A 25,235-nucleotide genomic window follows, 5' to 3' on the forward strand; every position below is an offset into this window, starting at 1 on the left:
GGCGCGCGGCATGACACGACCCATTCGCATCGGGCAGATCGTGCCCAGCTCGAACGTCACGATGGAGACCGAGATCCCCGCACTGCTCCGCGCGCGCGAAGCGATTGCGCCCGAGCGCTTCACTTTCCACTCATCGCGGATGCGAATGAAGAAGGTGACCAAGGAAGAGCTTGCGGCGATGGATGCCGATTCGGACCGCTGCGCGCTCGAACTGTCCGACGCCGCGGTCGATGTGCTCGGCTATGCCTGCCTTGTCGCGATCATGAGCATGGGTGAGGGTTATCACCGCGTGTCCGAAGCGCGCCTCCACCAGCGCACGGTCGAGAATGGCCGCGCTGCGCCCGTCGTCACCAGCGCTGGCGCGCTGATCGAGGGACTGGCAGCGCTCAAGGCGAAGCGCATCGCGCTCGTCGCGCCCTATATGAAGCCGCTGACCCAGATGGTCGTCGGATATGTCGAACAGGAAGGCGTCGAGGTGACCGACTGGCTGGCGCTCGAAATCCCCGACAATCTGGAAGTTGCAGCGCAGGATCCGGCCAACCTGCTCGATCATTACAAGCGGCTCGACCTGACCGGGATCGACGCACTCGTGCTGTCGGCGTGCGTTCAGATGCCGTCGCTGCCGTCGGTGCAGAAGATCGAGGATGCCATCGGCTTGCCTGTCGTGTCGGCGGCGATCTGTACCGCGCACCAGATGCTCACCCGCCTCGGCCTTTCGACACATATTCCCGGCGCGGGGGCGCTGCTTTCCGGGCGCTACTGATCCGGCCTGAGCGGCAAGCACATGGAAAAGCGTGCCCCGCGATCGATGGTCCGGGCGAGAAGGCTGCCGCCATGCGCAATCGCAATCTGCCGCGCAACAGCCAGACCGATCCCCGAGCCGCCGGCCTTGGTGGTGTAGAAGGGGAGAAACGGGTCCTCGGCATTGCCGGGTAGTCCCGGGCCATTGTCTTCGACGACGAAGGCCATGATGCCGGCATCGATACCATAGCGGAGGATTACGAGCGGCCCTGGAGTGCCTTGCGCCGCCTCGACACCGTTTTTGAGGAGGTTCAGCAGCGCTTGTCCGATCAGTTCACGGTCCATCGTGACGATCGCATCGGATGTGTCCGCGACGAGCCGCACCTCGACCGACGAGGAAAATTTCCGTGTGACGGTGACAAGATCACCGGCGAATTCGCGCAGATCGACCGGGGCGAACTGAGGTTCGGGGATCGTGAGCCATTGGCGGTAGCGTTCGACGAAGCCCATAAGGTGCTGCGCGCGCCGCGCGATCGTCGCCGCCGCTGCCGCCGTCTCCCGGCGATCCGGGTCAGCCGCCGGATTCTGCGCCAGCGCGACGAGGCTTTCGGCCAGCGAAATCACCGGGCTCAGCGAATTCATCATCTCGTGCGCCAGGACACGGCTAAGCCGGTGCCACGCGTCGGTTTCGACCGCGCCGAGCTCTGCCGATACGCTCTGTACCGCAATCAACCGGCGCTGCGCACCATTTGCAAGGTCGAACAAGGCCACCGACGCATGGGCCGCCCGCCCATCGGTAAGGCGGAGCATATGGCCGGCGTCGGGGCCGCTGGCGAGCAGCGCGGCACTATCGGAGGACGCGAATGCAGGATGGTGAGCGAAATCGGCTGGTATGGTGGTGGAGAGGGCGCGTGCGGCGCGGTTGCTGCGAACGATCCGGCCGTCCGCGTCGGTGACGAACAGCGCGGCGGGCACGGTGTCGAGCAGCGCGGCATCGGCATCAGTGCTGGCGCCATATCGCGCTTCGCGCGCCTGCATCGCGGCGAGCGCGCGCGCGATTGAAGCATCGAGATCGGCGAAGGCGGAGGGCAGTGGCGCGGGCGAGTCGGCAGCGCCGCTCGCGAGCTGGTCGACCAGTTCGCACGTCGCGCGTTCGGCGCGACGCGCGGCCCGAACGAGCGCGACCATCACCAGCAATGCCAGCGTCCATGCGATCACCGCGAGGGCCGGTCGGCCGGAGAGAGCGAATGCGCCGCCCCCCGCGGCCAGGCATCCGGCCAGCAACCCGAGCCCCGCCAGCCCGGCCGCGAATGGCCAATGACGCGGCAGGCTAAAGCCCATGTTTTTCGATGCGGCGGTAGAGCGCGGGACGGGTCAGCCCCAGCGCCGCCGCAGCATGGCTGATATTGCCATCGGCGCGGGCGAGCGCGCGCTCGATTGCATGGCGCTCCATCTCTTCGAGACTCATCGCGGCGCTGGCGCGCTGGCGCTTTGTGAGCGCCGCCGCGGCGCGGAGCGCATCGACGAGGCGGTCGTTGCGCCACGGTTTCAGCAGGAAATCAGAGGCGCCGCGCTTGAACGCCTCGACCGCGATCGCGACGCCGCCGAACACCGTCAGCATGACGATGGCGAGCGAAGGGTCGGCGGCGCGTAGCCGGTCGATCGTTTCCAGCCCCGCGCGACCGTCGCGCTGGTCGGGCTGGAAGTTCATGTCGAGCAGCGCGGCGTCATAGGAATGAAACGACGGCGATGCGTGAAGCTCGGCAGGATCGGTCAGGATATCGAGTTCCGCGATCTCGCGCAGCGCGAGCCGGATCGCCTGCGCAACCGCAGTGTCATTTTCGATCAGCAGGATTCGGTACGGCGTTTTCATGCGACGATAATACCGGATGCGAGGCGCGCGGGGAACAGGTGCAAAAGCAAGGGCTTGCCGCGCAAGGTCCGCGAATCGCCCGAACAGCTGTCCGATGCCGGACACCGTGATCGCTCGCTCGCCAGGGATGATCGCCGCAAACCTTTGAAACGCTGCGGTTTCCCGTTTTTCGTGGCGCAGACGATACTTGCAGGCATGAGGAGCATGTGACGCGATGGACGAACCACTCGGGCAGAGCTGGCACCGCCGGCACCGCCGCTGCATCCTGGTCGCGTCGGGGGTTGCCGCGCTGATGGTCATGCTGGCGTTCGGGATGCGGCAGGTCGCGACGCCCTCGCTCGTGGTGGCGGCGGACGCGATCGTGATTGCGCGCGTCGAGCGCGGCATATTTCATGACACGACGAGCCTGCTGGGTCGCGTCGAGCCGCGCGACACCATCTATCTCGATGCGGCTGAAGGCGGACGGGTGCGCCAGGTGCTGGCGCGGTCGGGCGATCGGGTTGCGGCGGGACAGCCGCTGGTCGAATTCACCAACACGACGCTCGAACTCGATATCCTTTCGCAGGAGGCGCGACTGATCGAATCGATCACCCAGCTCCAGGGCTATCAGCAGCAGCTCGAACAGGATCGCAGCGACAATGCGCAGGCGCTCGCGCTCACCCGCTATGACCGCACGCGCGTCGACCGCGACCTGCGCCGTGTCCTGCCGCTGGCGGCGCGCGGGTTTGTGGCGACGAAGACGATCGACAGCCTGCGGGACGAATTGCGCGCGGTCGAGGACCGGCGGGCGATTCAGGAGGCGCGCGGCCGGCGCCAGGCGCGGCTGAGCGCGCTTCAGCAGCCGCAGATTGATACGCAGCTTGCGACGCTGGGCAAGAGCCTCGCGATCACGCGCGCCAAGCTCGACGACCTCACCGTCCGTGCGCCAGCGGCAGGCCGCCTCACGGCGTTCGAAGTCGAGCTCGGCGAAAATCGCAACCGCGGCGACCGGCTCGGCGAACTTGCGCTCGACACCGGCTTTCGCGTCGTCGCGCGCGTCGACGAATATTATCTCGGCCGCGTTCGCGTCGGGCAGCGCGCCCAGATCGACGGGCATGGGGGACGGATGGCGCTGATCGTCACGCGCATCGATCCGCAGGTGACCGACGGTAGCTTCAGCGTCGAACTCGACTTTGCCGGGCACGAACCGGCCGGGCTGGTTGCGGGCGAGGCGGTGCGCGGGCGGCTGTCGCTTGGTGCCGACCGGCCGGCGATATTGCTTCCCGCCGGAGCCTTTCTGGAGGCGTCGGGCGGGCAATGGGGGTTTGTGTTGGGGGGGGATGGGGGTCGTGCCGAACGTCGTCCGATCCGGATCGGGCGGCGCAACGCCGAACAGGTTGAAATACTGGCCGGACTTGCCCCCGGCGAACGCGTGATCACGTCGAGCTATGACGGCTGGGACGCCTATTTGCGCATCAATATTCGCTAGGAGCCGCCTTATGCTGCGTGTGGAAAATATTTCGAAGAGCTATGCGACGAGCGATGTGCGGACGCATGCGCTGAGCGACGTATCGCTGGCGATCGGTGAAGGCGAGTTCGTCGCGATCATGGGACCGTCGGGGTGCGGCAAGTCGACGCTGCTCAACATTCTGGGTCTGCTCGACCGCGCCGACGGCGGGCGCATCGAACTGCTCGGCGAGGATGTGAGCGGCGCGAGCGAGCGCGACCTCACCCGGCTGCGCCGCGCCGCGATCGGTTTCGTGTTCCAGAGCTTCAACCTGGTCGACGAACTGACGGTGACGCAGAATGTCGAGCTTGGCCTGCTCTACCGCGGCGCCGGGGCGAGCGAGCGGCGCGAGCGGGTCGAGGCGGCGCTCGACCGCGTCGGCATGCGGCATCGGGCGCGGCACCTGCCGAAGCAGCTGTCGGGCGGGCAGCAGCAGCGCGTCGCGATCGCGCGCGCGATCGTTTCCGATCCCCAGCTGATCCTCGCCGACGAACCGACCGGCAATCTGGACACCGTCAATGGCGAGGCGGTGATGGACTTGCTGCAGCAAGCGGTGGCGCGCGGAACGAGCGTGGTCATGGTCACCCACTCGCTGGCGCAGGCGGATCGCGCCGATCGCAAGATCCAGCTGCTCGACGGCCGCGTCGTCAGCCAGACGCGGCTCGGCGCCTGACATGCTGCGCAATATCGTCGCCTCGGCCTTCGGCAATCTCGCGCTGGGGCGCCTTTACGCCGCTGTCACGCTGATCGGGCTCGCGCTGGCGCTCGCTGCGGCGATCCTGACCGCGCTCTTCGTCCGCCAGCAATATGCCTATGAGGCCTTCATTCCGGGCCATGAGCGGATATTCCGCATGACCGGCACCGTCGCGCAGCCGGGACAGCCCGAGCGTGTCTCGGCGGTGACGCCGTCGGTGCTCGCCGCCGCGCTTGCGGCGCGTGGCGAGCGGATCGAGGCGGTCGCGCGATTATATCAGGATGATCCGGTCGTCCGCGCCGGGGCAGGGCAGGCGCCGGCTCGCGCCGAGGGTTTCGTCTGGGCCGATCCTGCGATCTTTCGCGTGCTGCCGCTCGCACCAGCCGCCGGGGATCTGGTTAGCGCGCTCGCCGAACCCGGCACGGTCGTGCTCGCGCGCAGCGCAGCGCGGCGATTGTTCGGCCGCGATGCGCCGCTCGGCGCCGCGCTCGATATCGTCAGCCCGGCGGGCGCGACCGAGCGGCTTCGCGTGACGGCGGTGATCGCCGACCTGCCGCCCGAGACGCACCTCGACCTCCAGTTCATCGCTTCAGGCCGCGGCGCCGGCTCGCCGCTCGCGCGCGCCGATGCCAGCCCCGTGCCGACGATCAACCTGCCGATCCTGACCTATGTCCGCGCCGCCCCCGGGACGCGCGCCGCAGACCTGCAGGGCCCGCTCGATGACATCATCCGCCCGTTCCAGGCGATGGCGGCAGCGAGCGGCACCAAGGTCGGCGGCTATGCGATGCCGATCGCCGATATCCATTTCGGCCCGCCCGACGACAGCCCGCACGGCAAGCCCGGCGTCGATCCGGCGATCGTCGTCGCGATCGGTATCGTCGGCCTGCTCATCCTCGCGATGGCGTCGACCAGCTATATCGCGCTGATGACCGCGCGCGCCGGACGGCGCGGGGTCGAGGTCGCGGTCCGCAAGGCATGCGGCGCGGGGCGCCGCCAGCTGCTCGCGCAATTCCTGGGCGAAACCTTGCTCGTCACGCTGATTGCGCTGGTGCTGGCGATGGGCGTGGTCGAGCTGGTCCTGCCGGCGGTCAACGGGTTGCTCGGCCTGTCACTTTCCTTCGACCTGACGCGCGAGCCCGCGCTGCTGCTGCCGCTGCTCGCCGTCTGGCTGGCCGTCGGGCTCGCTTCGGGATTTTATCCCGCCTTCATCCTGTCGTCGTTCCGGCCGTCGGCGGCGCTCGGCGGCGGCACCGCCGGACTCGCGGCGCCGGTCTGGATCGGGCGGGCGATGGTGATCGTCCAGTTCGCGACGCTCGCCGCGTTGCTGGTCGCCGCGGCGACCATCTATCGCCAGACCGATTTCGCCATCGGCAGTGCGCTGGGCGCGGGGCGGGGGCCGGTGCTGACGGTCGCGACGAACTGCCGCACGGGTCTGCCGCAAGCGATGCGCGAGTTGCCGGGGGTGCGAAGCGCGAGCTGTTCGGCGGCGGGCGCGTTCAACCTGGCCCCGCAGGGGGCGGTGACGGCAATCAACCGCGACGGGCGGCGCTTCACACCGGGGTTCGTCGATGTCGATTCGCATTTCTTCGCGCTCACCGGGCTGAAACCGCTCGCCGGCCGCGTCTTTTCGCCCGGACGCGATGGTGAGGCGGCACGGCGCGAGCTTGTCGTCAACCGCACCGCCGCGCGCCATTTCGGCTTTGCATCGCCAGCGGCGGCGATCGGCCAGCCGCTGGCGATCTCGTTGCAGGTCGGGCCCAACCCGCCGACCACCCCCTATACAATCGTTGGTGTCGTCCCCGACGCGGCGGCGAGCGTGATCGAGCCGGCGGGCGAGCTGATCTATAATGTTGCGCCGCCCGAGCGGGGGACGCTGGCGATCGAAACCAGCCCGGCGGCGCTCGCCAATGTTCGCCGCGGCCTCGACCGGCTGTGGGCGGCGATGGGCGACGGCGGACCGGCGAAGCCGCGGCTGCTCGCGCAGATCGAGGCCGAGCGTTACCGGGCGACGATTGTCCAGGGGCGCGTGATCGGCGGCTCGGCCTTCGTCGCGCTCGTCATCGCCGCGATGGGGCTGTTCGCGCTGTCGGCCTTCACCGTCGATCGCCGCACCAAGGAAATCGGCATCCGGCGTGCAATGGGGGCATCGCCGGGCGCGATCGTCCGCTTGCTGCTTTGGCAGTTCCTGCTGCCGGTGATCGCCGCAAGCGCAATCGGGATCGGCCTCAGCTATGCCGTCATGGCGCATTGGTTGCAGCAATTTGCATCGCGGGTCGATGTGAACATCTGGATCCTGATCGCCATCGCGGCGGGGACGGCGGCGTTCGCGACGATCGTGATGTCGGCGCAGATCGCCGCCGCGGCGCGCGGCCGGCCGGTCGATGCGCTCCGCTACGAATGAGAGTGAAGAAAAAATTCCCGGATATGCCGCAATAACGCGTTTGGCGTTTCGCTTCGGCGGCGTCGTCGATTATGTCATTTCGCATTGCGGCGGCCGGCCCGGCGCGGCGGATGATGCGGGAAGAGAAGATGACGGCGATTGCAGACGCGGGGATAAATGGCGTTTTGCAATGCATCCGCTCATTTTCTCGCGTCGTCATCCCGGACTTTATCCGGGATTCCGCCTTTGACGCTTGCCGCTCGCTCTCGGTTGCCAGCGGGGCCCCGGATCAAGTCCGGGGTGACGGGAGCGGGAGATGGCGGAACCCGATCAAAACCCGCACGCTATCCGCAAGCGTCCTGCTACTCGCCTCGGCTTTTGCGGCGAGCTCTGCCGGGGCCGAGGAATCGCGCGACCTCTGTGCCGACCGGCCCGGACTCGGCACACCCGCGTGCACCGTCGATCGCGGCCATGTCGTGCTGGAACTCGGGCTCGGTGACTGGACGCGTGATACGCAGGGGCCGGTGCGGACCGACACGGTGCAACTGGGCGACGCGCTGGTGCGCGTCGGCCTGACCGACAGCCTCGAGGCGCAGCTCGGCTGGACCGCCTATGGCCATGTCCGGGTCCGCGACCGGACGGCGGGCGCCGTCGACAAGGTGTCGGGCGTCGGCGACGTGACGATCGCGCTGCGGCAGAATTTGCGCAATCCCGATGGATCGGGCTTTTCGATCGCGCTGATGCCCTATGCCAGCCTTCCGGCCGGCGGCCGCGCGATCGGTGCCGGCGATTGGGCGACCGGGCTGCTGGTGCCGATGAGCCTCGACCTGTCGGACTCGGTGTCGCTCGGCGTGACGCCGCAGGTCGACGCGGCGGCCGACGGCGATGGCAATGGGCGCCATCTGGGTTTCGGCACCGTCGTGGGGCTGGGCGTCGGGTTGAGCGACAGCCTGTCGGCGGCAGGCGAGGTTTCGCTCTATCGCGACCGTGACCCCGCCGGGCGCAGCACCGAGGCACTCGCCGGGCTTTCGATGGGCTGGCAACCGGGTAAAGACATGCAACTGGACCTTGGCGTCAACCTGGGCCTCAACCGGGCGAGCCCCGACGCCGAAGTTTATTTCGGGATCGTCCGGCGGTTTTGAAAAAGCTTCCCCGGCGGCGCGGCACGACGATGCCGTGACGGTCAGCGCCGCGCCCTGCCGTAATCGATCCTGATCCGGACCCAGGCGCCGACCTGGGATTTGCCGCCGATCCGCGGCGGCCGTACCCGGAAGTTCCACGCCGCGGCGAGCACCGCACGCATGATCTGCGATCCGTTCGGATATTCGTCGAGCCCGACGCAATCCTCGACGCGGTAATCGGGCGCGGTACGGCATGCGATCAGCCCCCAGCCGGGCCCGCTGGCGGTCGATAGATAGCCGCGCAGATCGTCATCGCTCGGTTCGCGATACCAGGCCGCGGCATAGAGCGGCTCGCCATTGGGAGCCGTTCCCACCCGCTCGGTATCGGGCGAGGAAGCGGCGCCGCCGGTATTGGGCGGCCCGTAAACCGCCCCGTTCGATATACGAACGCCGATCCGGGGATTTGCGGGGGCGGGTGGTGCGCTGGGGGCAGGAAGGGGCGGCGCGGGCATGGGGGGGGCGGCTTGCGGGGGCTGCGGCGCGGCCGGTTCGGGCAACGGCTGGGGTGTGGTCGACGGCTGCGGCTTGGGCCGTTCCTCGGCTTGCTTGGGCTCGAGGCTGTCCGGTTCGGGCGATTCTTTCGCAATCTCGGTGGCATCAAGGGTCACGAGGCTGAACTGTTCGCGCTTTTTCTCGGGTTCGGCGCGGAAGGAAAGCAGCATGAGCAGCAGGAGCGCCGGGATCAGGACGGCCAGGCTGATGGCGAGCGTACGGCGCCCCGCCCCGATGTTGAGCGGTTCGATGTCGGGAGTGGCTGGAACAGGGTTCAGCGGAAGCAATCTTTGGTGGCGGCGTCCGCTGGTTCAACGGGCGCGGGCTGGGGCGCGAGCGATAGGAGGGCGCCGGACCTTTGACAAGGGTGCGGGCCGTTCGATGGATGAAATGGCGGATAGGAGCGGCGGGTTTCGGTCGGAAGCAGGCACTAGCTATAACCGTCGCCCCCGCGAAGGCGGGGGCCGCTAGCAACCTTGCGCTAGGCCGATGGCGGCCCCCGCCTTCGCGGGGGCGACGGTTTTTAGTCGGCGTGCCAACGTCCGCTCCCCACCCCAAAACCGCCGCATCGATATCCGTCGGATCAATAGCTGCGCGGCATTCCCAGCACATGTTCGGCGACGTAGGAGAGGATCATGTTCGTGCTGATCGGCGCGACCTGGTAAAGACGCGTTTCGCGGAACTTGCGCTCGATGTCATATTCGGCGGCGAAGCCGAAGCCGCCGTGGGTCTGGATGCACGCCTCGCCCGCGGCCCAGCTCGCCTCGGCGGCCAGCATCTTCGCCATATTCGCCTCGGCGCCGGCATTGTCGCCCGCTTCGTATCTGGCTAGCCCCTCGTGGACGAGCAGTTCGGCGGCGCGCATCTGGGCATAGGCGCGCGCGATCGGAAATTGCACGCCCTGGTTCTGGCCGATCGGGCGCCCGAACAGTACGCGTTCCTTGGCATAGTTTGATGCCTTGTCGATGAACCACTTGGCATCGCCGATGCATTCGGCGGCGATCAGTAGCCGTTCGGCGTTCATCCCCGACAATATATAGCGGAAACCCTTGCCTTCCTCGCCAATCAGATTGGCGGCAGGAATGCGCATATTGTCGAAGAAGATTTCGGTCGTCGCATGGTTCATCATCGTGTCGATCGGCCGGATCGACAGCGTGCCCGCGGCCAGCGCTTCCTTCATGTCGACAAGGAAGACCGACAGGCCTTCGGTGCGGCTCGCGGCCCGATCGCGCGGGGTCGTGCGCGCGAGCAGGATCATCAGGTCGCTGTGCTCGGCGCGGCTGGTCCACAGCTTCTGGCCGTTCACGATATATTCGTCGCCGTCCTTCCGCGCGACGGTCTTCAGGCTCAGCGTGTCGGTGCCGCTCGTCGGCTCGGTGACCCCGAAGGCCTGCAGGCGAAGTTCGCCCGTCGCGACCTTGGGCAGATAGCGTGCCTTCTGCTCTTCCGATCCATGGCGCAGCACCGTGCCCATCACATACATTTGCGCGTGGACGGCGCCGCCGTTGCATCCCTGGCGCTGGATTTCCTCGAGGATCGCCGCCGCCGCCGACAGCGGCAGCCCGGCGCCGCCATATTCCTCGGGGATCAGTGCGGCGAGATAACCCGCTTCGCCGAGCGCCGCGACGAACTCGCTCGGATATTCGCGGACCTTGTCCTTCGCCTGCCAATAGGGGCCGGGGAAGGCGGCGCAGAGCTTCGCGACCTCTTCGCGGATGGCGGTGTAATCGTGGCTCATGCGCCGGCGCGCCCGATGATCGCGATCGACGACACATTCTGGTTCGGCATGCCGCCGAGGTTGTGGCTCAAGGCGAAGACCGGATTATCCTGCCGCTGGCGCGCGCCGGCGCGGCCGAGGATCTGGAGGTAATTTTCGTAGATCATGCGCAGCCCCGACGCGCCGATCGGATGGCCAAAGCATTTGAGGCCGCCGTCGATCTGGCACGGAAGCTGCCCGTCGGCATCGAAGAAGCCGTCGAGCACGTCGCGCCAGCCTTCGCCTTCCTTCGAGATATGGAGATCCTCCATCGTCACGAGCTCGGTGACCGAGAAACAATCATGGACCTCGATCAGGCTGAGCTGCGCGCGCGGATCGGTGATCCCCGCCTCGTCATAGGCTTTGGTCGCGGCGACACGCGTTGTGTGGAAATAGCTGCCGTTCCAGCCCTGCGCCTGCATCTCCCAGCCGTTCGAGGTTGCGAGTTGGAGCGCCTTGACCGTCACGATATCGGTCTTGCCGAGGGCGCGGGCGATTTCGGGGGTGGTGACGATCGCGCAGGCGGCGCCGTCGCTGACCCCGCAGCAGTCGAACAGGCCAAGCGGCTCGGCGATCATCGGTGCGTTCAGCACCTGATCCATCGTCACCGCCTTTTGCAGGTGCGCCTTGGGGTTTTTCGCGCCGTTCGCATGGCTCTTGACCGAGACATGCGCCATCGCGCGCTTCAGATCATCCTTGCCGACGCCGTGGACGCCGCGATACGCGCTGGCGAGCTGGGCGAAATTGCCCGGCGCCGAGCCGGTGATCCCGATCATGTCGTGCGTCGTGCCGCGGGTGCGGACGGGCAGGCCGCCATAGCCGGTGTCCTTCAATTTCTCGGCGCCCATCGCGAGCGCGATGTCGCACGCGCCCGAGGCGACGGCATAGACCGCGCCGCGAAAGCTTTCGGTGCCGCTCGCGCAATAATTCTCGACCTTGGTGACGCCGATGTCGGGCAGGCGCAGCGCGACGGCGAGCGGGATGCCGCTCGGCCCGATATTCTGCGCGTCGAACGCGGCGCCCAGCCAGGCGGCGTCGATCTGGCTCGCCTCGATTCCGGCGTCGGCCATCGTCTCCTCATAGGCCTCGAGCATCAGCTGGTCTTCGTCCTTGTCCCAGCGTTCGCCGAACTTCGCGCAGCCCATGCCTAATATGGCGACCTTGTCGCGAATACCCTTGGCCATCGTCTCGTCTCCTCTCAGAAAGCCGGCGCGGCTTTCCAGAAATAGCGGCGGAAACCGCGGTTTTCGTCAAAGGCCTTGATGCGGAACATCATGCGCAGATCGGCGCCGGCGTCCAGCGCCCCTTGCGGAAAATCGGTGAATTCGGTCATCATCCGTCCGCCGCCGGTGAAGTCGATATTGCCGTAATAGCTCGGCGGGTCGGGGGAGTAAGTGAGCGCGTCGGCGGTCCAGGTCATCACCTTGGCGGGCACCTCGGCGAGCGGATAATCTTCCTGCGTGCCGATCGCATGGTCGTTGCCGCCCACACTGACCTCGCTCTTCGGGAACTGCACCGTGCCGGTCTTGGTACAGCGCCCGCCGACGAGCCCGAGTACCGCCTTGCGGTTCCGCCACAGCGCGGTGAGCGCGGTCTTGCTGTCCTGTTCGGCGCGCATGCCGCGGTCGAGCGGCAGCAGGTCGCGGTGGAAGAGATATTTGGCATAGTTCGCCGATTCGATCCGCCGCGCCAGCCAGCCTGAAACACCAAGCCGCGGCTTCACCGAACCGATCGCGCCGGTGACTTCGAACAGCAGCAGGTCGCAGCCCTGGCCGAAGCTCGCGAGCAGGATGCGCTGACCGGGCTTTGCGGTTTCGAGCGCCGCCGCCAGCATCAGCAGCGGATGCGCCGCGCCGGCATGGCCCAGCGCCGCGCCGAGCGTGTCGGCGACCGCGCCCTCGCCGATGCCCGCCTGCTTCGCCAGCAGTTCGGGCACCCCCTTCACCGCCACCGGGACGAGGAAATGGTCGACCGCGCCGCCCTTCACGCCCGCCTGGTCCAGCAGCGCGGCGATTGCGGGATTCATGATCCGCGCGAAACCCTCGTCGCGGACCCAGCGCGCTTCCCAGTCATAGTCGTGCGCTTCGCCCGCCTCGCGGAAATGGTCGACGAAATCCACCGTCACGCTGTGGCTGGCGATCAGCGTGGCGATCGGCGTTCCGTTACCGACGAGCACGGCCGCCGCGGCGTCGCCGCTCGTCATTTCGCGTTCCGACGCCGGCTTGGGCGTCGTCAACTCGGCGGCGGTCACGAGCGTCGTTTCGCCACCGCCAAGCGCGGCGAGCAGCGCCGAGGTCGCGGCGCGCTGCGATCCCGTCACGTCGAGCGCGCCGACCGCGTCGGGCAGGTTCAGCGCTTCCTTGACGATGCCCGCATTCTGCCGGTCGGCAAAAGGCAGGGTGGTCGAGGCGATGGCGACGCGGCGGACGCGCGCACGGTCGATGCCTTCGAGCGCATCGCGGGCGGCCTCAAGCGCCATGGTGACGCTGTCTTCGTCCCAATTGGCGATCGCCTTTTCGCCCTTGGCAAGCCCGCGCAGGCCACCGGCGAACCAACCGTTGGTGGCGTGAATTGCGCTGCGCTGCAGCCGGGTGATCGGCACATAAGCGCCGAAGGCCAGGATTCCGAAGCTACTCATGCCGTCTCCGCATAGCCGTTGGTAAAGACAATCCTGTCACGCTCGACGACGCGGGCGCGGAAGGCGAGCTTGCCACCTTCCTCGTCCCAGATCGACGTCTCGATTGTTTCGCCGGGATAGACCGGCGCCGAAAAGCGGCCGTCGATCCGCTTGAGGCGCGCCGGGTCGCCCGCGCAGCGCGCGGCGAGCAGCGCGCGGCCGATGGCGCCGTAGGTGGCAAGCCCGTGCAGGATCGGCCCGTCGAAACCCGCGCCCGCCGCGACCTCGGGATCGATGTGGAGCGGGTTGAGGTCGCCCGACAGGCGGTAGATTTGCGCCTGATTCGCCGCGGTTGCCAGCGTTACGACGGCGTCTGGCGCGCGATCGGGCAGCGGATGCGGCACCGGCGCGCCCTCGCTCGACCCGCCGAAACCGCCATCGCCGCGCAGGAAGGTCATCGAGCGCGACGTTGCGAGATGGGTGCCCGCGCGGTCGTGAATCTCGCGCGTCACCATCGCGAGTGCGCCCTTGCCGGCGCCCTTGTCGTAAAGCGCCTCGATCATCGTCGATCCGATGATTTCACCTTCGACCGGCAGCGGCGCGTGGAGGATCGTCGATTGTTCGCCGTGCAGGATCTTCTGCCAGTTGGCGCCGAGCGCGGGGTCGCGCCAGAAGAAACCCGGATAGCCCAGGGTCACCGCCATCGTCGGCAGCGCCTTCAGCCGTTCCTCGAACAGGAAATCGAGCTCGGTCGCGCCGATGCCGAGCGCATAGAGGATCGTGTCGCGGCGGGTCAGCCGCTGGCGCGTGACGATCGGCGGCATCGCCAGCAGCGTGTCGGGATCGATCGCCATCAGATCGGATCGTAACCGAACACGTCCCCCGAGCGTTCGGCGGGATCGGCGAAGCTGCTGCGGAACGCCGGCAGCATCTCGTCGGCGATCGCTTGCGCGGTCCAGCCTTCACTCTTCTGCATCGACCGGATCGGGCGCGGTTTCGAGAAGAGGAAAATCTCGTTCTTGCGCACGCCGAAGACCTGGTTGCTGACTTCCTGCGACGCGTCGCTGGCGAGGAAGGCCACCAAGGGGGCGATCTTGTCGGCGGTCATCGTCTTCATGCGCTCGATGCGCAGCGCCTCGGCCTCGTTCGTCGCGGGGATCGTTGCGATCAGGCGGCTCCACGCAAAGGGGGCGATGCAGTTCGAGCGCACCCCGGCGCGCGCCATGTCGAGTGCGATCGACTGCGACAGGCCGACGATGCCGAGCTTCGCCGCCGAATAATTGGCCTGTCCGAAATTGCCGATCAGGCCGCTGGTCGAGGTGAAATGGATGAAGCTGCCCGACTGCTGGTCGCGGAAATAGGGGGTTGCCGCCTTCGACACGTTGAAGCAGCCATTGAGGTGGACGTCGATCACCGCGTTCCAGTCTTCATGGCTCATCTTGTGCCAGATGCGGTCGCGCAGGATGCCGGCGTTGTTCACCACCGCGTCGATGCGGCCGAACGCTTGGACGGCATCGTCGATGATGCTGGCGGCGCCCATGGGATCGGACACGCTGGCGCCATTGGCGAGCGCCTTGCCGCCCGCGGCCTTGATGTCGTTCACCGTCTCCTGAGCCGGCGACAGGTCGGCGCCTTCGCCTTCGGCGCTGCCGCCGAGATCGTTGACGACGACCGCCGCGCCTTCCTTCGCACAGAGCAGGGCGATCTCGCGTCCGACGCCGCGCCCCGCGCCCGTCACCGCCACCACCTTGCCGTCCAGCATCCCGCGCATCGCTTTCTCCCTTGCAACCGGTCGCGATCGGCTAATTGAGTCGCTAGCAATATTCAATATAAAGAATATAGTTTTCATAATAGTGAAAAATAAGGGAGTGGGACATGTCGGACAGGGTCAGATCGGTTTCGCAGGCCTTTGCCATTCTCCGACTCTTCGCCGATTCGGACCCGCTGACGTTGTCCGACGTCAGCCGCGCGCTCGGACTCAGCCCTTCGACCGTCTTCAATCTCCTCAATACCCTGCTTGCCGAGGGCGCGATCGTCCGCGAGCAGCCGGGCAAGCGTTATCGCCTCGCAGACGCGTGGCGCCGTTCGGGCCTGCTGCGCGATGGTGACGCGCGGCAGTTCATCGATCGCATGGCGCCGCTGCTCGCGCGCTTCGCGCAGGCGCATGAGGCGACCGTCGGGCTGTGGCAAAAAATGTCGCGCGACCGGATGCAGCTCGTCGCGCATGCCGAAAGCGATGCGGTGCTGCGCATCCATCTCGCGCGCGGGCAGCGCCAGCCGCTCGGCGGCGGGGCGGTGGGACGGGCGATGGCGGCGGCATCGCCGCCCGGGCCGGATGAAATCGCGCGTCTTTTCGGCGCCGTGCGCTGGCAAAGGCCGATATCGTTCGATGCCTATGTCGAGCAGGTCGAAGCTGCCGCAAGGGCGGGATATGCCATGGACGACGGCTATACCCATATCGGTATCTGCACCCTCGCCACCGTCGTCCCCGATCGCGAGGATGAATTTTGCGCGAGCGTCAGCGTCTTTGCCGGCGCGCGCCCGGCGGCCGAGGTCGCGGCGTTGGGGCGGGCGCTCGTCGAACTGGCGGGGACGAAGGCGGACTGATCTTCGGGGTTGTGGCGGCTTTGGGGTGGAGAGCTGCCATGAGCTCTACTCACCTTCGTCATCCCGGGCTTGACCCGAGATCCCGCTTTTTTGAAGGTAGCGCAGGTTTCGACGTCCAGCGGGACCCCGGATCAAGTCCGGGGTGACGATAAGGGTAATGGCTGCAATCGGCCGTTAGGGGTTCCTCCCGGTCGGGCCGGGAAGACGGCCTGCGAAATCAGATCCCCGCTTCGGCGAGCAGCGTCTGTGCTTCCTTGCCCTGCCAGTCGATCGCGCCGACGACCCGCCAGACCTCGCGGCCCCCGGCGTCGTAGAGGATGCTCGTCGGCAGCGCGCTGTTCGCGGCGTCGAGCAGGCCATTCTGCGGATCGATATACGGCTGGAGCGTCGTCAGCTTCGCTTTCTGGAACCAGGGATCGACGACTTCGGCCCCTTGCAGATCCTGCGCGACCGCGATCACCGCCAGCGTATCGGCATGCGCGGCGGCGAATTTGTCGAGCGTCGGCATCTCGGCGACGCACGGCGCACACCAGGTCGCCCACAGGTTGACGAGCAGCGGCTTGCCGCGGAAGGCGGCGAGCGTCACCGGCGCGTCGTCGGGGCCGCGAAACACCGCTGCGGGCGCGGATTTGCCCGCGTTGCCGCGTTCGACCTGATGCTGGAATTGCCCTACGGCAGGCGCGTCTTTCGCTTCGTCGCGCGAAATATTTCCTTCGCCCGGCACCGCTTGCTCCGCGGCATGCTTTTCCCTATCGCAGCCCGCGATCGATCCGGCGAGGGACAGCGCGAGGATCAGGGCGATTTTTCTTAGGGCGCGTTGAATGACGGAATCTCCGGACAGCAACAGCATGTGGGGCGGCCGCTTCGGTGGCGGACCCGCGGCAATCATGCAAGAGATAAACGCGTCGATCCCGGTCGATAAGCGCCTTTGGGAAGAAGATATCGCCGCCAGCCGCGCGCACGCCGCGATGCTGGGGGCAGCAGGGATCATCGCGGTGGCGGATGCTGCCGCGATCGATCGCGGCCTCGCACAGATCGCCGGTGAATTTGCCGCGAACGGCGTGCCGGTCGACCTCGCGCTCGAAGATATCCACATGACCGTCGAATCGCGGCTGAAGGAACTGGTCGGCGATGCTGCGGGGCGTCTTCACACCGCACGCTCGCGCAACGACCAGGTCGCGACCGACTTCCGTCTGTGGACGCGCACCGCGATGACGCGCATCGACGCCGGGCTGGCCGCGCTGCAGACGGCGCTGCTGGCGCGCGCCGAGGAGCATGCGGACAGCATCATGCCCGGCTTCACGCACCTGCAGGTCGCGCAGCCGGTGACGCTCGGCCACCATTTGCTCGCTTATGTCGAGATGTTCGCGCGCGACCGCGGCCGTTTTTCCGATGCGCGGACGCGGCTCAACGAATCGCCGCTCGGCGCCGCGGCGCTTGCGGGCACCGGCTTTCCGGTCGATCGTCATGCGACGGCTGCGGCGCTGGGGTTCGAACGGCCGATGGCGAACAGCATCGACGCCGTGTCCGACCGCGACTTTGCGCTCGAATTCTGCGCCGCCGCTTCGATCGCCGCGATCCATCTGTCGCGCCTCGCCGAAGAGGTGGTGATCTGGGCGAGCCAGCCCTTCGGTTTCATCAGCCTGCCCGACGCCTGGTCGACGGGCAGCTCGATCATGCCGCAAAAGCGCAACCCCGACGCCGCCGAGCTCGTGCGCGGGCGTGCGGGGCTGTTGCTCGGCGCCTTCCAGCGGCTCGCCGTGATCGTCAAGGGGCTGCCGCTCACTTATTCGAAGGATCTGCAGGACGATAAGGAAACCGTCTTCGGCGCCTTCGACGCGCTGGCGCTGTCGCTTGCCGCGATGACCGGCATGGTCGAAACGCTGACTTTCCGCACCGATCGCATGCGCTCGCTCGCCGCGTCGGGCTATTCGACCGCGACCGATCTTGCCGACTGGCTGGTGCGCGAGGCGGGTGTGCCGTTCCGCGAGGCGCATCATGTCGTCGGCGCCTGCGTGAAGCGCGCCGAGGAACTGGGCGTCGAGCTTTCGGCGCTACCCGCGGGCGATGCCGCGGCGATCCATGCGGCGGTCACGCCCGGCGCCTTGGCGGCGCTCACTGTCGAGGCGTCGGTCGCCAGCCGCACCAGCTATGGCGGTACTGCCCCCGAACGGGTAAGGCAGGCCATTGCCGCGGCGCGCGCCGCCTTGAAGGAATAGGATGATGGCAAAGGCAAAGCGCTTCCCCGCTGCCGCGCTGACCGGTGCCGCCCTTTTGGCCATGCTCGCCGCGTGCGGTAGCAAGGAAGATCTGAAGCCCGTCGCAGGCCAGCCTGCGGCGGTGATCCCGCTCGGCGCCACGCGCGCCCCGACCACGGAGGAGCTTACGACGCCCGACGCGCAGGCCCGGCCTGAGCGCAGCGACGAACTTCTCAAACGGTCCGAACGCCGCGAACCCGACGATTTCGACTTACCGCCTCCGGGCTGAACCCCGGGCTCTCAAGGACCGTCTATTTTTCCGCAAGTGCTGAGCGTGCCGAAGCACCGTTCTTCCCTGAACGCCGGAAACAAGAAGCGGGGCCCTTCGACAAGCTCAGGGCGAACGGCTCATAAAGAACAGGATCTGACTGTGGATCATTTTGCATACCGTAACGGCGTTCTCCACGCCGAAGACATTCCCTTGCCGCGGATTGCCGAGGAAATCGGCACCCCCGTCTATGTCTATTCGCGCGCGACGCTCGAACGCCATGCGCAGGTGTTTCGCGATGCGCTCAGCGGCATTCCGAAGAAGCACATCGCCTTTGCGATCAAGTGCAACCCCAACCTTGGCGTGCTCCGCGTCCTTGCCCGGCAGGGCTATGGTGCCGACGTCGTATCGGGCGGCGAACTCGAACGCGCGCTCGCGGCCGGCATGGCGGCCGAAGACATCGTCTTTTCGGGCGTCGGCAAGACGCGGGCCGAACTGGCGCAGGGCCTCGATCGCGGCATCGGCCAGTTCAACATCGAACATGAACCCGAAGGCGTCGCGCTCGCCGAAATCGCGCTCGCCAAGGAAATGACCGCGCGCGCGGTGCTTCGCGTCAATCCCGATGTCGATGCGGGGACGCATGCGAAGATTTCGACCGGCAAGGCGGAAAACAAGTTCGGTGTCGGCATCGACGTCGCCCCCGAAATCTTCGGGCGGCTGGCGGGGCTGCCCGGCCTTCAGATGCGCGGCATCGCGCTGCATATCGGCAGCCAGCTCACCAGCCTCGACCCGCTCGAGGCGGCGTTCGAACGCGTCGGGCGGCTCGTCGCGGATCTCCGCGCCGCGGGGCACAGCATCACCCACGTCGACCTCGGCGGCGGTCTTGGCGTCCCGTACAAGCCCGACGACAATCCGCCGAGCCCGGCTGAGTATGGCGCGATGGTCGCGCGGGTGACGAAGGATTGGGACGTCACCTTGATGTTCGAACCCGGCCGCGTGATCGCGGGCAACACCGGCGTGCTGCTGACCGAAGTGCTGTGGGTCAAGCCGGGCGCGACGAACCCGTTCGTCATCGTCGACGCCGCGATGAACGACCTCGCGCGTCCGGCGCTCTACGACGCCTATCATGATTTCGTCGCGGTGCGGCCGACCGGCGAAACGATGACCGCTGCGATCGTCGGCCCGGTGTGCGAGACGGGCGATACCTTCGCGCGCGACCGGGTGACCGACAAGGTCGAGGCCGGCGACCTCGCCGTTTTCCGCACCGCGGGCGCCTATGGCGCGACGATGGCGTCGACCTACAACAGCCGCAGTCTGGTTCCCGAGGTGCTCGTCGATGGCGACCGCTATGTCATCGTCGCCGACCGCATCGCCGCGGGAACGATCATGGCCGCCGAGCGCGTTCCGGACTGGATCGACTGACGATGGAGCAGCTTCCCATCTTCCTCAACCTCGCCGGCCGCACGGCCGTGCTGGTCGGGGAAGGGGAGGCGGCCGATGCCAAGGCGCGGCTGATCGTCCGCGCCGGCGGGCGGATCGTGCCGGCGTGGGAGGAGGGTGCGACGATCGCCTTCGTCGCGCTCGACGATGACGATCAGGCGCGTGCGGCGGCGCAGATGCTGCGCGCCTACGGCCTGCTCGTCAATGTCGTCGACCGCCCTGACCTCTGCGATTTCACCACCCCCGCGATCGTCGACCGCGCGCCGGTGACGATCGCGATCGGCACCGGCGGCGCGTCGGCGGGGCTGGCGAAAGCGGTGCGCCAGCGGATCGAGGCATTGCTGCCCGCGCGGCTCGGCGCGCTTGCGGCGGCGCTGCAGGCCGCGCGCGCTGCGATGAAGGCGCGCTGGCCTGCCGCCGCCGACCGCCGCCGCGCGATCGATGCGGCGCTTGCGAGCGGCGGTGCGCTCGATCCGCTCGACGCCGGTGCGGCGGACAAGGTCGGCGCGTGGCTGACCGGCGCGGCCGAAGCGGCGGCATCGCGCCTTGAAACGATCCGGCTGGCGAGCGCCGACCCCGACGAGCTCAGCCTGCGCGCGGCACGGCTGCTCGGCGAGGCCGACCATATCTTTCACCCGGCGGCGACGCCTGCCGCGATCCTCGATCGCGCGCGCGCCGACGCGGTTCGCCATATCGCCGATGCGCCCCCGGCCGAAGCGCCGCCGGGCCTGTCGCTCTGGCTTTCCCTGCCATGACCGCGGCGCATCCGCTCTACGCCGCGATGGCGCCGACGATCTTCGAACATATGTCCGGGCTGGCCCGCGCGCATGATGCGATCAACCTCGGCCAGGGTTTCCCCGACGAAGCACCGCATCCCGACCTGATCGCCGCAGCGGCGCGCGCGCTCGCCGAAAAGTCGAATCAATATCCGCCCGCCTTCGGCCTTCCCGAACTGCGCGACGCGATTTGCCGCTTTTACGGCCGGCGGCAGGGGCTCGCGCTGGCGCCCGAACAGGTGATCGTGACCTCGGGCGCGACCGAGGCGCTCGCCGCCGCGCTGTTTGCCTTCGTCGGGCCGGGCGACGAGGTGATCCTGTTCCAGCCCGCTTACGACAGCTATGCGCCGACGGTGCGCCGCGCCGGGGGCGTGCCGGTATCGGTCGCGCTCGAACCGCCCGGCTGGCGCTATGATGCGGCGGCGCTCGCGGCCGCGATCACCCCGCGCACCCGCGTGCTGATGCTCAACGACCCGCTCAACCCGGCGGGAACGGTGGCGAGCGAGGCCGAACTCGCGATGATCGCCGCCATCTGCGTGCGCCACGATCTGGTCGCGATCTGCGACGAGGTCTGGGAGGATGTCCGCTTCGACGGTGCTTGCCACCGGTCGCTCCTGTCCTTCCCCGGCATGGCGGAGCGGGCGGTCAAGATCGGCTCGGCGGGCAAGATTTTCGGCCTGACCGGCTGGAAGGTCGGCTGGCTGATCGCGGCGCCCGCGCTCGCGACGCCGCTTGGCCGCGCGCACCAGTTCCTGACCTTCACCACGCCGCCGGCGCTGCAATGGGCGGTTGTCGAGGGGCTGGGCTATGCCGACGACTGGTTCGCCGCGCAGCGCGGCAACTGGGCGGCAGCGCGGCGGTATCTCGCCGATGCGCTCGATCGCGCCGGTTTCGCCGTCCTGCCGAATGCGGCGACCTGGTTCCTGTGCGTCGACCTCGCCGCGTCGGGGATCGCGCTGGAGGATCGCGAATTCAGCGAACGTGCGGTGCGCGAAGCGGGGGTCGCGTCGATCCCGGTTTCGGCGCTGTTCGAAGGCGACGGCCCGCGCCACATCGTGCGCCTCTGCTTCGCCAAGGATGGCACGACACTGGACGAGGCGGTGCGGCGGCTGGCGGTGTTTCGGGATATGCTGGCGCGGGAGCAGGCAACGGGTTGATGATTGAGTGGCGGCTTTGGGGTGGGGAGCGGACGTTCGCTAACCATCCATAACCGTCGCCCCCGCGAAGGCGGGGGCCGCTGGCAACCTTGCGCTCGGCCGATTGCGGCCCCCGCCTTCGCGGGGGCGACGGTTATTTGGCTAGCGTCCGCAACCGGCCGAAAACCGCCAACCCACCTCTCGCTACAACCCGTCCTAAGGCGCGATCGCCAGTCCGTCGCCATTCTTGCCCGCGGCGATCCGGCGCAGCAGCTTGCCGCTCGCGACGTCGATCTCGGCGACCTGGTCGTGCCCCGTTTCGGCCGCATAGAGCCGCTTCGAATCGGCGCTGAACAACAATGTTACCTGACCCTTGGCCTCGTCGCCCGAGACGATGATCGTGCGTAGCAGCGCGCGCGTTCCGGCGTCGAACAGGCTGATCGTTCCCGACGCGATATTGCTCGTCGCGATCAGCTTGCCATCGGGGCTGGCGAGGACGCGGATCGCGACCGGGTCGACGGGCTGCTCGGCGATTTTTTCGGCGGCTGCCGTATCCCAGATCTGCACCCGCGGCGCCGACAGGTCGCCGACCCACAGTTCGCGGCCGCCCTTCGCCAGCGCCAGCCCTTCGGGCTTGCCGCCGACGGGAAGGTCGCGCAGCTTCTTTGCGTCCGCGAGGTCCAGCACGCTCACCGTTCCCGATCCGATGTTCGCGACATAGGCGGTGCGGTTGCCGGGCGCGACGACGACCATATGCGATCCCTTCTGCCCGGTGGCGATCGAGGTGACCGTGCCGTCGGGCGCAACCACCGCGATCGATTCGCTGCCCTCGGCCGTCGCGACGAGCCGCCCGTCGGACAGCCACAGCAGCCCGTGCGGGCGCTGGTTCGGGCTGAGGTCGATCGTCTTGACCTTCGTGCGCGCCGCGACGTCGAAAATGTCGATCGTCGTCCCGCCATAGGCGACCACCGCCGCCCGCTTGCCGTCGGGAGAAATCGCGATCTCATGCGGCATCTTGCCGGTAGGCAGCCGCGCCAGCTCCGCGCCCGAATCGAGCCCGATGACGCTCAGCGTGTCCTCGCTCTTGTTGCCGACCAGCAAGGTCTCGGCTGCGGCAGGTGCGGCGGACAGCAGCAGCGGGGACAGAAGGATGGCGAGGGCGCGGCGCATGACGGGACTCCCGGTTGTTACGGGGGGGCAGCGTACAGCGGGGATCCCGTCAGGCAAGCGCGCATGGATTACGTTCTGTTAATTAGGCGCGGCCCGGCGACCGTCATAGCTCTCCCGTGGCGGCACGTTCCGCCGCCGTTCAGAGGGGAGGGAATGATGGGCCTGCCATCGATCGACATCAACGCACTGCCGCTGCTCGATACTGCGGTCGGCTTGTTCGGTTCGCTCGTCGCGCAGACGAGACCGGGATCGTCGGTTTTCGAAGTGACCGTCACGGTCGTCCTGATCATCCACGATTGAGGGGGATGCGCGGGCGGCCCGTTTCCGCCCGCGCATCCTTTGGGGGCAACGCCATGACCGCTTCGCGTCACGACCATTTCCCCGTCGCCGATCTGCCCCGTCGCCAGCGGATGCGCGCTGCCGCGACGACGCTGGCCGAACGCTGGAAAGCGGAGGACGACGCGCCGGCCGGCGTGCGCGCCGCGATCCGCGCGGTTGCGGATCTGCCGCCCGAACAGGCGATCGCCGCGTTCGCGCCTTGGCTGGGCGACACGCGCTGGCTGGAGGGCCGCCTTGGGCAAGCGCTCGACCTGCTCGCCGGCGATGACTTCGCGCGTCCGCCCTTGCGCCCCGTCGGCGGCGGCGCGTTCGGGGGGCTGTTGCTCGCCGAGGCCGGTCCGGTCCGGCTCACATTGCTGGTTCGGCCCGTCGAAGCCGGCGGCGGGGAAGAAGCCGCGCTTGCGCTTTTCGCGCCCGGCCGCGTGCGCCTCCGCATCCTCGCCACGGGCGGCGCCGCAGTTCGCTTCCATCATGTCGCGGTGACGGCGGCGGAGGAGGCGGGCGGCTTCACCGCCGCCGCCGCAAGTCCGTGCATCACCGGTAGGCCGCGCCCCCTCGTGACCGGCGAGACGTTGAGCCTCGACACCGCGCAGGAAGCGATTTCGCTGACCGGCGGCAGCGGCGATGTGCTGATGCTCGAAATGGCGGTCCAGCCGCCGTCGCCGCTCCCCGTTCGCGCCTATGACGTTGGCAGTGGCCGCCTTGTCCATGTTTCGGCATCGCGCCGCGACAGCAGCTTTCGCGGCATGGCGCTCGCGCTGCTCGGGGCGTTCGGCCGCACCGACGCGACGCCGCTCTTCGCCGCCGAAACCGCGAGCGAGGATTTCGCCGCGCGCTGGCATGCGATGCGCGAACTCGTCGCGCTCGATCCCGCCGCCGCGCATCCGCATCTCGCGCACATGGCGGCGTCGGATCCGCATCCCGAAGTGCGCCGCGCCGCCGCCGCGACGCTCGCGTTTTTCACGAAAGAATCCGCGCCATGCCCCGCCTGATCGATCCGCCCGCCGGCTGCGTCCTCGATCTTGAGGAGGTCGCGGCGCGCCTTGACGAGAGCGGCGTCAATCTCGCCGACGAAGCCAGCCTCGCGCGCTGCACCGGCTTGCTCGCCGGGCTGGCGCGTAACCGCGACTTCCTTGCCGACCGCGTCCTTGCCGAGCTCAAGGCAAGCTACAAGGATCAGCTTGAAACCAACCGCTATTCGGCGCAGGTCTTCCTGCTTCACCGCAGCCCGCGCGGCTATTTTCTCCGCGCCAATATGTGGCCCGCGGAGCGCGACGCGGCCTATGCCGCCAGCGGCCCCACCGCCTTCGCCTATGGCCTGCCGCACGACCATAATTTCCATTTCCTGACCACCGGCTATTTCGGCCCCGGCTATGTCAGCGACTATTATGATTATGATCCCGAAGCTGTCGACGGCCGGCTCGGCGAGCCGCTGAACCTTAAATTTGTCGAGCGCAGCACCCTCGATGAAGGCAAGATGATGCTCTACCGCGCCCACCGCGACATCCACAGCCAGTTGCCGCCCGAAAGCCTGTCGGTCAGCCTCAACATCATGGACGAGGGCGAACATATCCCCTGGCGCGACCAATATATCGTCGATCTTGGCCGGAAAACGGGCGGACGCGGCACCATCGTGAGGCGCCCGACGCTGACCCCCGGCGAAATGCTGCTGCGCTGCGCGGTGCATTTGACCGAAAACGGCCGCGACATCGCCGAACAGTTCGCCGGAGCGCATCCGGTGCCAAGGGTGCGCGCCAACGCGATCGCGGCGCTCGCGGCGCTGGCCGGGGGAACGGAAAGGGCCGCGGTGCTGGAGCGCGGCGTGGCAGATACGGATGCACGGGTGCGCGACGATTGCCGGCGCTGGCTGGCGCTTTGATCACAGGCGCGGCGCGGCTTGCATCGATTGCACAGCCGGCGGAAGAATGGCCGGTTTGGGGGTGGGGAGGGGACATATAGCCCTCTCCCCTTCAGGGGAGAGGGTTGGGAGAGGGGGACACGGCAAGCCTCCGTATCTCTCCCCTGAAGGGGAGAGAGCAATCCGGGGAACGACCGCTTCCCATTCTCTCCCCTCGTCATCC

Annotated in this window: 25 protein-coding genes; 15 read left to right on the forward strand and 10 right to left on the reverse strand. The window is 67.9% G+C overall.

Annotation, left to right across the window (positions count from 1 at the left end; genetic code table 11):
- Positions 1 to 10 precede the first annotated feature (10 nt).
- Positions 11 to 763, forward strand: a complete 753-nt coding sequence (locus FHR22_RS00485) for a maleate cis-trans isomerase family protein (RefSeq protein WP_279588387.1) — start codon at positions 11 to 13, stop codon at positions 761 to 763.
- Here FHR22_RS00485 and FHR22_RS00490 read toward each other — a convergent pair.
- Positions 757 to 2,082 (reverse strand): sensor histidine kinase, encoded by a 1,326-nt coding sequence (locus FHR22_RS00490; RefSeq protein WP_166937842.1) that lies wholly within the window; start codon positions 2,080 to 2,082, stop codon positions 757 to 759. The genes FHR22_RS00485 and FHR22_RS00490 overlap by 7 nt on opposite strands.
- Positions 2,072 to 2,614 carry a response regulator transcription factor gene (locus FHR22_RS00495; protein WP_166937844.1) on the reverse strand — a complete coding sequence of 181 codons (543 nt, stop codon included), beginning with the start codon at positions 2,612 to 2,614 and terminating at the stop codon, positions 2,072 to 2,074. The genes FHR22_RS00490 and FHR22_RS00495 overlap by 11 nt, the downstream gene beginning before the upstream one ends.
- A 214-nt stretch (positions 2,615 to 2,828) precedes the next feature.
- On the opposite strand from FHR22_RS00495, the gene FHR22_RS00500 reads away from it, so the two are divergent.
- From FHR22_RS00500 to FHR22_RS00520, 5 genes are all read left to right on the forward strand, one after another.
- Positions 2,829 to 4,082, forward strand: coding sequence for an efflux RND transporter periplasmic adaptor subunit (locus tag FHR22_RS00500; protein ID WP_166937846.1), 1,254 nt, complete (start codon positions 2,829 to 2,831; stop codon positions 4,080 to 4,082).
- Between the two features lie 10 nt (positions 4,083 to 4,092).
- Positions 4,093 to 4,773 carry an ABC transporter ATP-binding protein gene (locus FHR22_RS00505; protein WP_166937848.1) on the forward strand — a complete coding sequence of 227 codons (681 nt, stop codon included), beginning with the start codon at positions 4,093 to 4,095 and terminating at the stop codon, positions 4,771 to 4,773.
- Between the two features lies 1 nt (position 4,774).
- The gene (locus FHR22_RS00510; RefSeq protein ID WP_166937850.1) at positions 4,775 to 7,195 is read left to right on the forward strand and encodes an FtsX-like permease family protein; all 2,421 of its coding nucleotides are present in this window, start codon (positions 4,775 to 4,777) and stop codon (positions 7,193 to 7,195) included.
- The gene (locus FHR22_RS00515; protein ID WP_166937675.1) at positions 7,176 to 7,424 is read left to right on the forward strand and encodes a hypothetical protein; all 249 of its coding nucleotides are present in this window, start codon (positions 7,176 to 7,178) and stop codon (positions 7,422 to 7,424) included. Before FHR22_RS00510 ends, FHR22_RS00515 begins: the two co-directional genes overlap by 20 nt.
- Before the next feature lie 109 nt (positions 7,425 to 7,533).
- Positions 7,534 to 8,316 (forward strand): transporter, encoded by a 783-nt coding sequence (locus tag FHR22_RS00520; protein ID WP_243853513.1) that lies wholly within the window; start codon positions 7,534 to 7,536, stop codon positions 8,314 to 8,316.
- A gap of 41 nt (positions 8,317 to 8,357) precedes the next feature.
- Here the strand turns inward: FHR22_RS00520 and FHR22_RS00525 are convergent, their stop codons facing one another.
- The 6 genes from FHR22_RS00525 to FHR22_RS00550 form a co-directional block, all read right to left on the reverse strand.
- On the reverse strand, positions 8,358 to 9,134 hold the full coding sequence (locus FHR22_RS00525; protein ID WP_166937854.1) for a hypothetical protein: 777 nt from the start codon (positions 9,132 to 9,134) through the stop codon (positions 8,358 to 8,360).
- 296 nt (positions 9,135 to 9,430) lie between these two features.
- Positions 9,431 to 10,585: an acyl-CoA dehydrogenase family protein gene (locus FHR22_RS00530; protein ID WP_166937856.1), complete on the reverse strand. Its 1,155-nt coding sequence runs from the start codon at positions 10,583 to 10,585 to the stop codon at positions 9,431 to 9,433.
- On the reverse strand, positions 10,582 to 11,787 hold the full coding sequence (locus FHR22_RS00535; protein ID WP_166937858.1) for an acetyl-CoA acetyltransferase: 1,206 nt from the start codon (positions 11,785 to 11,787) through the stop codon (positions 10,582 to 10,584). Before FHR22_RS00535 ends, FHR22_RS00530 begins: the two co-directional genes overlap by 4 nt.
- Before the next feature lie 14 nt (positions 11,788 to 11,801).
- A complete protein-coding gene (locus FHR22_RS00540) occupies positions 11,802 to 13,241 on the reverse strand; it encodes a 3-oxoacyl-[acyl-carrier-protein] synthase III C-terminal domain-containing protein (protein ID WP_166937860.1) in 1,440 nt (479 codons plus the stop codon).
- A complete protein-coding gene (locus FHR22_RS00545; protein WP_166937862.1) occupies positions 13,238 to 14,074 on the reverse strand; it encodes a MaoC/PaaZ C-terminal domain-containing protein in 837 nt (278 codons plus the stop codon). Before FHR22_RS00545 ends, FHR22_RS00540 begins: the two co-directional genes overlap by 4 nt.
- Complete coding sequence (locus FHR22_RS00550) at positions 14,074 to 14,991, reverse strand: SDR family NAD(P)-dependent oxidoreductase (protein ID WP_243853398.1); 918 nt, start codon at positions 14,989 to 14,991, stop codon at positions 14,074 to 14,076. The genes FHR22_RS00545 and FHR22_RS00550 overlap by 1 nt, the downstream gene beginning before the upstream one ends.
- Positions 14,992 to 15,095: 104 nt before the next feature.
- Here FHR22_RS00550 and FHR22_RS00555 point away from each other — a divergent pair, with 104 nt between their 5' ends.
- Entirely contained in the window at positions 15,096 to 15,827 is a 732-nt protein-coding gene (locus FHR22_RS00555) for an IclR family transcriptional regulator (RefSeq protein ID WP_166937864.1), read from the forward strand.
- A 217-nt stretch (positions 15,828 to 16,044) separates the two neighbouring features.
- Here the strand turns inward: FHR22_RS00555 and FHR22_RS00560 are convergent, their stop codons facing one another.
- Entirely contained in the window at positions 16,045 to 16,551 is a 507-nt protein-coding gene (locus FHR22_RS00560; protein WP_341786521.1) for a TlpA family protein disulfide reductase, read from the reverse strand.
- A gap of 124 nt (positions 16,552 to 16,675) precedes the next feature.
- Between FHR22_RS00560 and argH the strand changes: the two genes are divergently transcribed.
- From argH to FHR22_RS00585, 5 genes are all read left to right on the forward strand, one after another.
- Positions 16,676 to 18,046 (forward strand): argininosuccinate lyase, encoded by a 1,371-nt coding sequence (argH, locus tag FHR22_RS00565; protein WP_166940580.1) that lies wholly within the window; start codon positions 16,676 to 16,678, stop codon positions 18,044 to 18,046.
- 4 nt (positions 18,047 to 18,050) lie between these two features.
- Positions 18,051 to 18,314, forward strand: coding sequence for a hypothetical protein (locus FHR22_RS00570; protein ID WP_166937868.1), 264 nt, complete (start codon positions 18,051 to 18,053; stop codon positions 18,312 to 18,314).
- Between the two features lie 141 nt (positions 18,315 to 18,455).
- The gene (lysA, locus tag FHR22_RS00575) at positions 18,456 to 19,715 is read left to right on the forward strand and encodes a diaminopimelate decarboxylase (protein WP_166937870.1); all 1,260 of its coding nucleotides are present in this window, start codon (positions 18,456 to 18,458) and stop codon (positions 19,713 to 19,715) included.
- 2 nt (positions 19,716 to 19,717) lie between these two features.
- On the forward strand, positions 19,718 to 20,488 hold the full coding sequence (locus tag FHR22_RS00580) for a precorrin-2 dehydrogenase/sirohydrochlorin ferrochelatase family protein (RefSeq protein ID WP_166937872.1): 771 nt from the start codon (positions 19,718 to 19,720) through the stop codon (positions 20,486 to 20,488).
- Positions 20,485 to 21,666, forward strand: coding sequence for an aminotransferase (locus FHR22_RS00585; RefSeq protein ID WP_166937874.1), 1,182 nt, complete (start codon positions 20,485 to 20,487; stop codon positions 21,664 to 21,666). The genes FHR22_RS00580 and FHR22_RS00585 overlap by 4 nt, the downstream gene beginning before the upstream one ends.
- 195 nt (positions 21,667 to 21,861) lie before the next feature.
- Here FHR22_RS00585 and FHR22_RS00590 read toward each other — a convergent pair whose 3' ends face one another.
- Positions 21,862 to 22,815 (reverse strand): LpqB family beta-propeller domain-containing protein, encoded by a 954-nt coding sequence (locus tag FHR22_RS00590; RefSeq protein ID WP_166937876.1) that lies wholly within the window; start codon positions 22,813 to 22,815, stop codon positions 21,862 to 21,864.
- A gap of 153 nt (positions 22,816 to 22,968) precedes the next feature.
- Between FHR22_RS00590 and FHR22_RS00595 the strand changes: the two genes are divergently transcribed.
- Genes FHR22_RS00595 through FHR22_RS00605 form a run of 3 tightly spaced genes read left to right on the forward strand, consistent with a single transcriptional unit; the run spans position 22,969 to position 25,033 of the window.
- Positions 22,969 to 23,115 carry a hypothetical protein gene (locus FHR22_RS00595; RefSeq protein WP_166937878.1) on the forward strand — a complete coding sequence of 49 codons (147 nt, stop codon included), beginning with the start codon at positions 22,969 to 22,971 and terminating at the stop codon, positions 23,113 to 23,115.
- Positions 23,116 to 23,168: 53 nt separating this feature from the next.
- A complete protein-coding gene (locus FHR22_RS00600) occupies positions 23,169 to 24,146 on the forward strand; it encodes a HEAT repeat domain-containing protein (protein WP_166937880.1) in 978 nt (325 codons plus the stop codon).
- Entirely contained in the window at positions 24,134 to 25,033 is a 900-nt protein-coding gene (locus FHR22_RS00605) for a transposase (RefSeq protein ID WP_208417428.1), read from the forward strand. Before FHR22_RS00600 ends, FHR22_RS00605 begins: the two co-directional genes overlap by 13 nt.
- The last annotated feature ends 202 nt before the right edge of the window (positions 25,034 to 25,235 follow it).

Origin of the sequence: Sphingopyxis panaciterrae (assembly GCF_011762125.1) — a bacterium.
Taxonomy (GTDB): domain Bacteria; phylum Pseudomonadota; class Alphaproteobacteria; order Sphingomonadales; family Sphingomonadaceae; genus Sphingopyxis; species Sphingopyxis panaciterrae.

What these genes read in the sequence shown, in the direction of transcription:
- FHR22_RS00590 (WP_166937876.1), bottom strand. Translation starts at nt 22,815, where the DNA reads ATGCGCCGCGCCCTCGCCATCCTTCTGTCCCCGCTGCTGCTGTCCGCC.
- FHR22_RS00605 (WP_208417428.1), top strand. Translation starts at nt 24,134, where the DNA reads ATGCCCCGCCTGATCGATCCGCCCGCCGGCTGCGTCCTCGATCTTGAG.
- FHR22_RS00495 (WP_166937844.1), bottom strand. Translation starts at nt 2,614, where the DNA reads ATGAAAACGCCGTACCGAATCCTGCTGATCGAAAATGACACTGCGGTT.
- FHR22_RS00595 (WP_166937878.1), top strand. Translation starts at nt 22,969, where the DNA reads ATGATGGGCCTGCCATCGATCGACATCAACGCACTGCCGCTGCTCGAT.
- FHR22_RS00500 (WP_166937846.1), top strand. Translation starts at nt 2,829, where the DNA reads ATGGACGAACCACTCGGGCAGAGCTGGCACCGCCGGCACCGCCGCTGC.
- FHR22_RS00600 (WP_166937880.1), top strand. Translation starts at nt 23,169, where the DNA reads ATGACCGCTTCGCGTCACGACCATTTCCCCGTCGCCGATCTGCCCCGT.
- FHR22_RS00585 (WP_166937874.1), top strand. Translation starts at nt 20,485, where the DNA reads ATGACCGCGGCGCATCCGCTCTACGCCGCGATGGCGCCGACGATCTTC.
- FHR22_RS00545 (WP_166937862.1), bottom strand. Translation starts at nt 14,074, where the DNA reads ATGGCGATCGATCCCGACACGCTGCTGGCGATGCCGCCGATCGTCACG.
- FHR22_RS00540 (WP_166937860.1), bottom strand. Translation starts at nt 13,241, where the DNA reads ATGAGTAGCTTCGGAATCCTGGCCTTCGGCGCTTATGTGCCGATCACC.
- argH (WP_166940580.1), top strand. Translation starts at nt 16,676, where the DNA reads ATGTGGGGCGGCCGCTTCGGTGGCGGACCCGCGGCAATCATGCAAGAG.
- FHR22_RS00490 (WP_166937842.1), bottom strand. Translation starts at nt 2,082, where the DNA reads ATGGGCTTTAGCCTGCCGCGTCATTGGCCATTCGCGGCCGGGCTGGCG.
- FHR22_RS00535 (WP_166937858.1), bottom strand. Translation starts at nt 11,787, where the DNA reads ATGGCCAAGGGTATTCGCGACAAGGTCGCCATATTAGGCATGGGCTGC.
- FHR22_RS00515 (WP_166937675.1), top strand. Translation starts at nt 7,176, where the DNA reads ATGCGCTCCGCTACGAATGAGAGTGAAGAAAAAATTCCCGGATATGCC.
- FHR22_RS00510 (WP_166937850.1), top strand. Translation starts at nt 4,775, where the DNA reads ATGCTGCGCAATATCGTCGCCTCGGCCTTCGGCAATCTCGCGCTGGGG.
- FHR22_RS00555 (WP_166937864.1), top strand. Translation starts at nt 15,096, where the DNA reads ATGTCGGACAGGGTCAGATCGGTTTCGCAGGCCTTTGCCATTCTCCGA.
- FHR22_RS00550 (WP_243853398.1), bottom strand. Translation starts at nt 14,991, where the DNA reads ATGCGCGGGATGCTGGACGGCAAGGTGGTGGCGGTGACGGGCGCGGGG.
- FHR22_RS00570 (WP_166937868.1), top strand. Translation starts at nt 18,051, where the DNA reads ATGGCAAAGGCAAAGCGCTTCCCCGCTGCCGCGCTGACCGGTGCCGCC.
- FHR22_RS00485 (WP_279588387.1), top strand. Translation starts at nt 11, where the DNA reads ATGACACGACCCATTCGCATCGGGCAGATCGTGCCCAGCTCGAACGTC.
- FHR22_RS00530 (WP_166937856.1), bottom strand. Translation starts at nt 10,585, where the DNA reads ATGAGCCACGATTACACCGCCATCCGCGAAGAGGTCGCGAAGCTCTGC.
- FHR22_RS00580 (WP_166937872.1), top strand. Translation starts at nt 19,718, where the DNA reads ATGGAGCAGCTTCCCATCTTCCTCAACCTCGCCGGCCGCACGGCCGTG.
- FHR22_RS00505 (WP_166937848.1), top strand. Translation starts at nt 4,093, where the DNA reads ATGCTGCGTGTGGAAAATATTTCGAAGAGCTATGCGACGAGCGATGTG.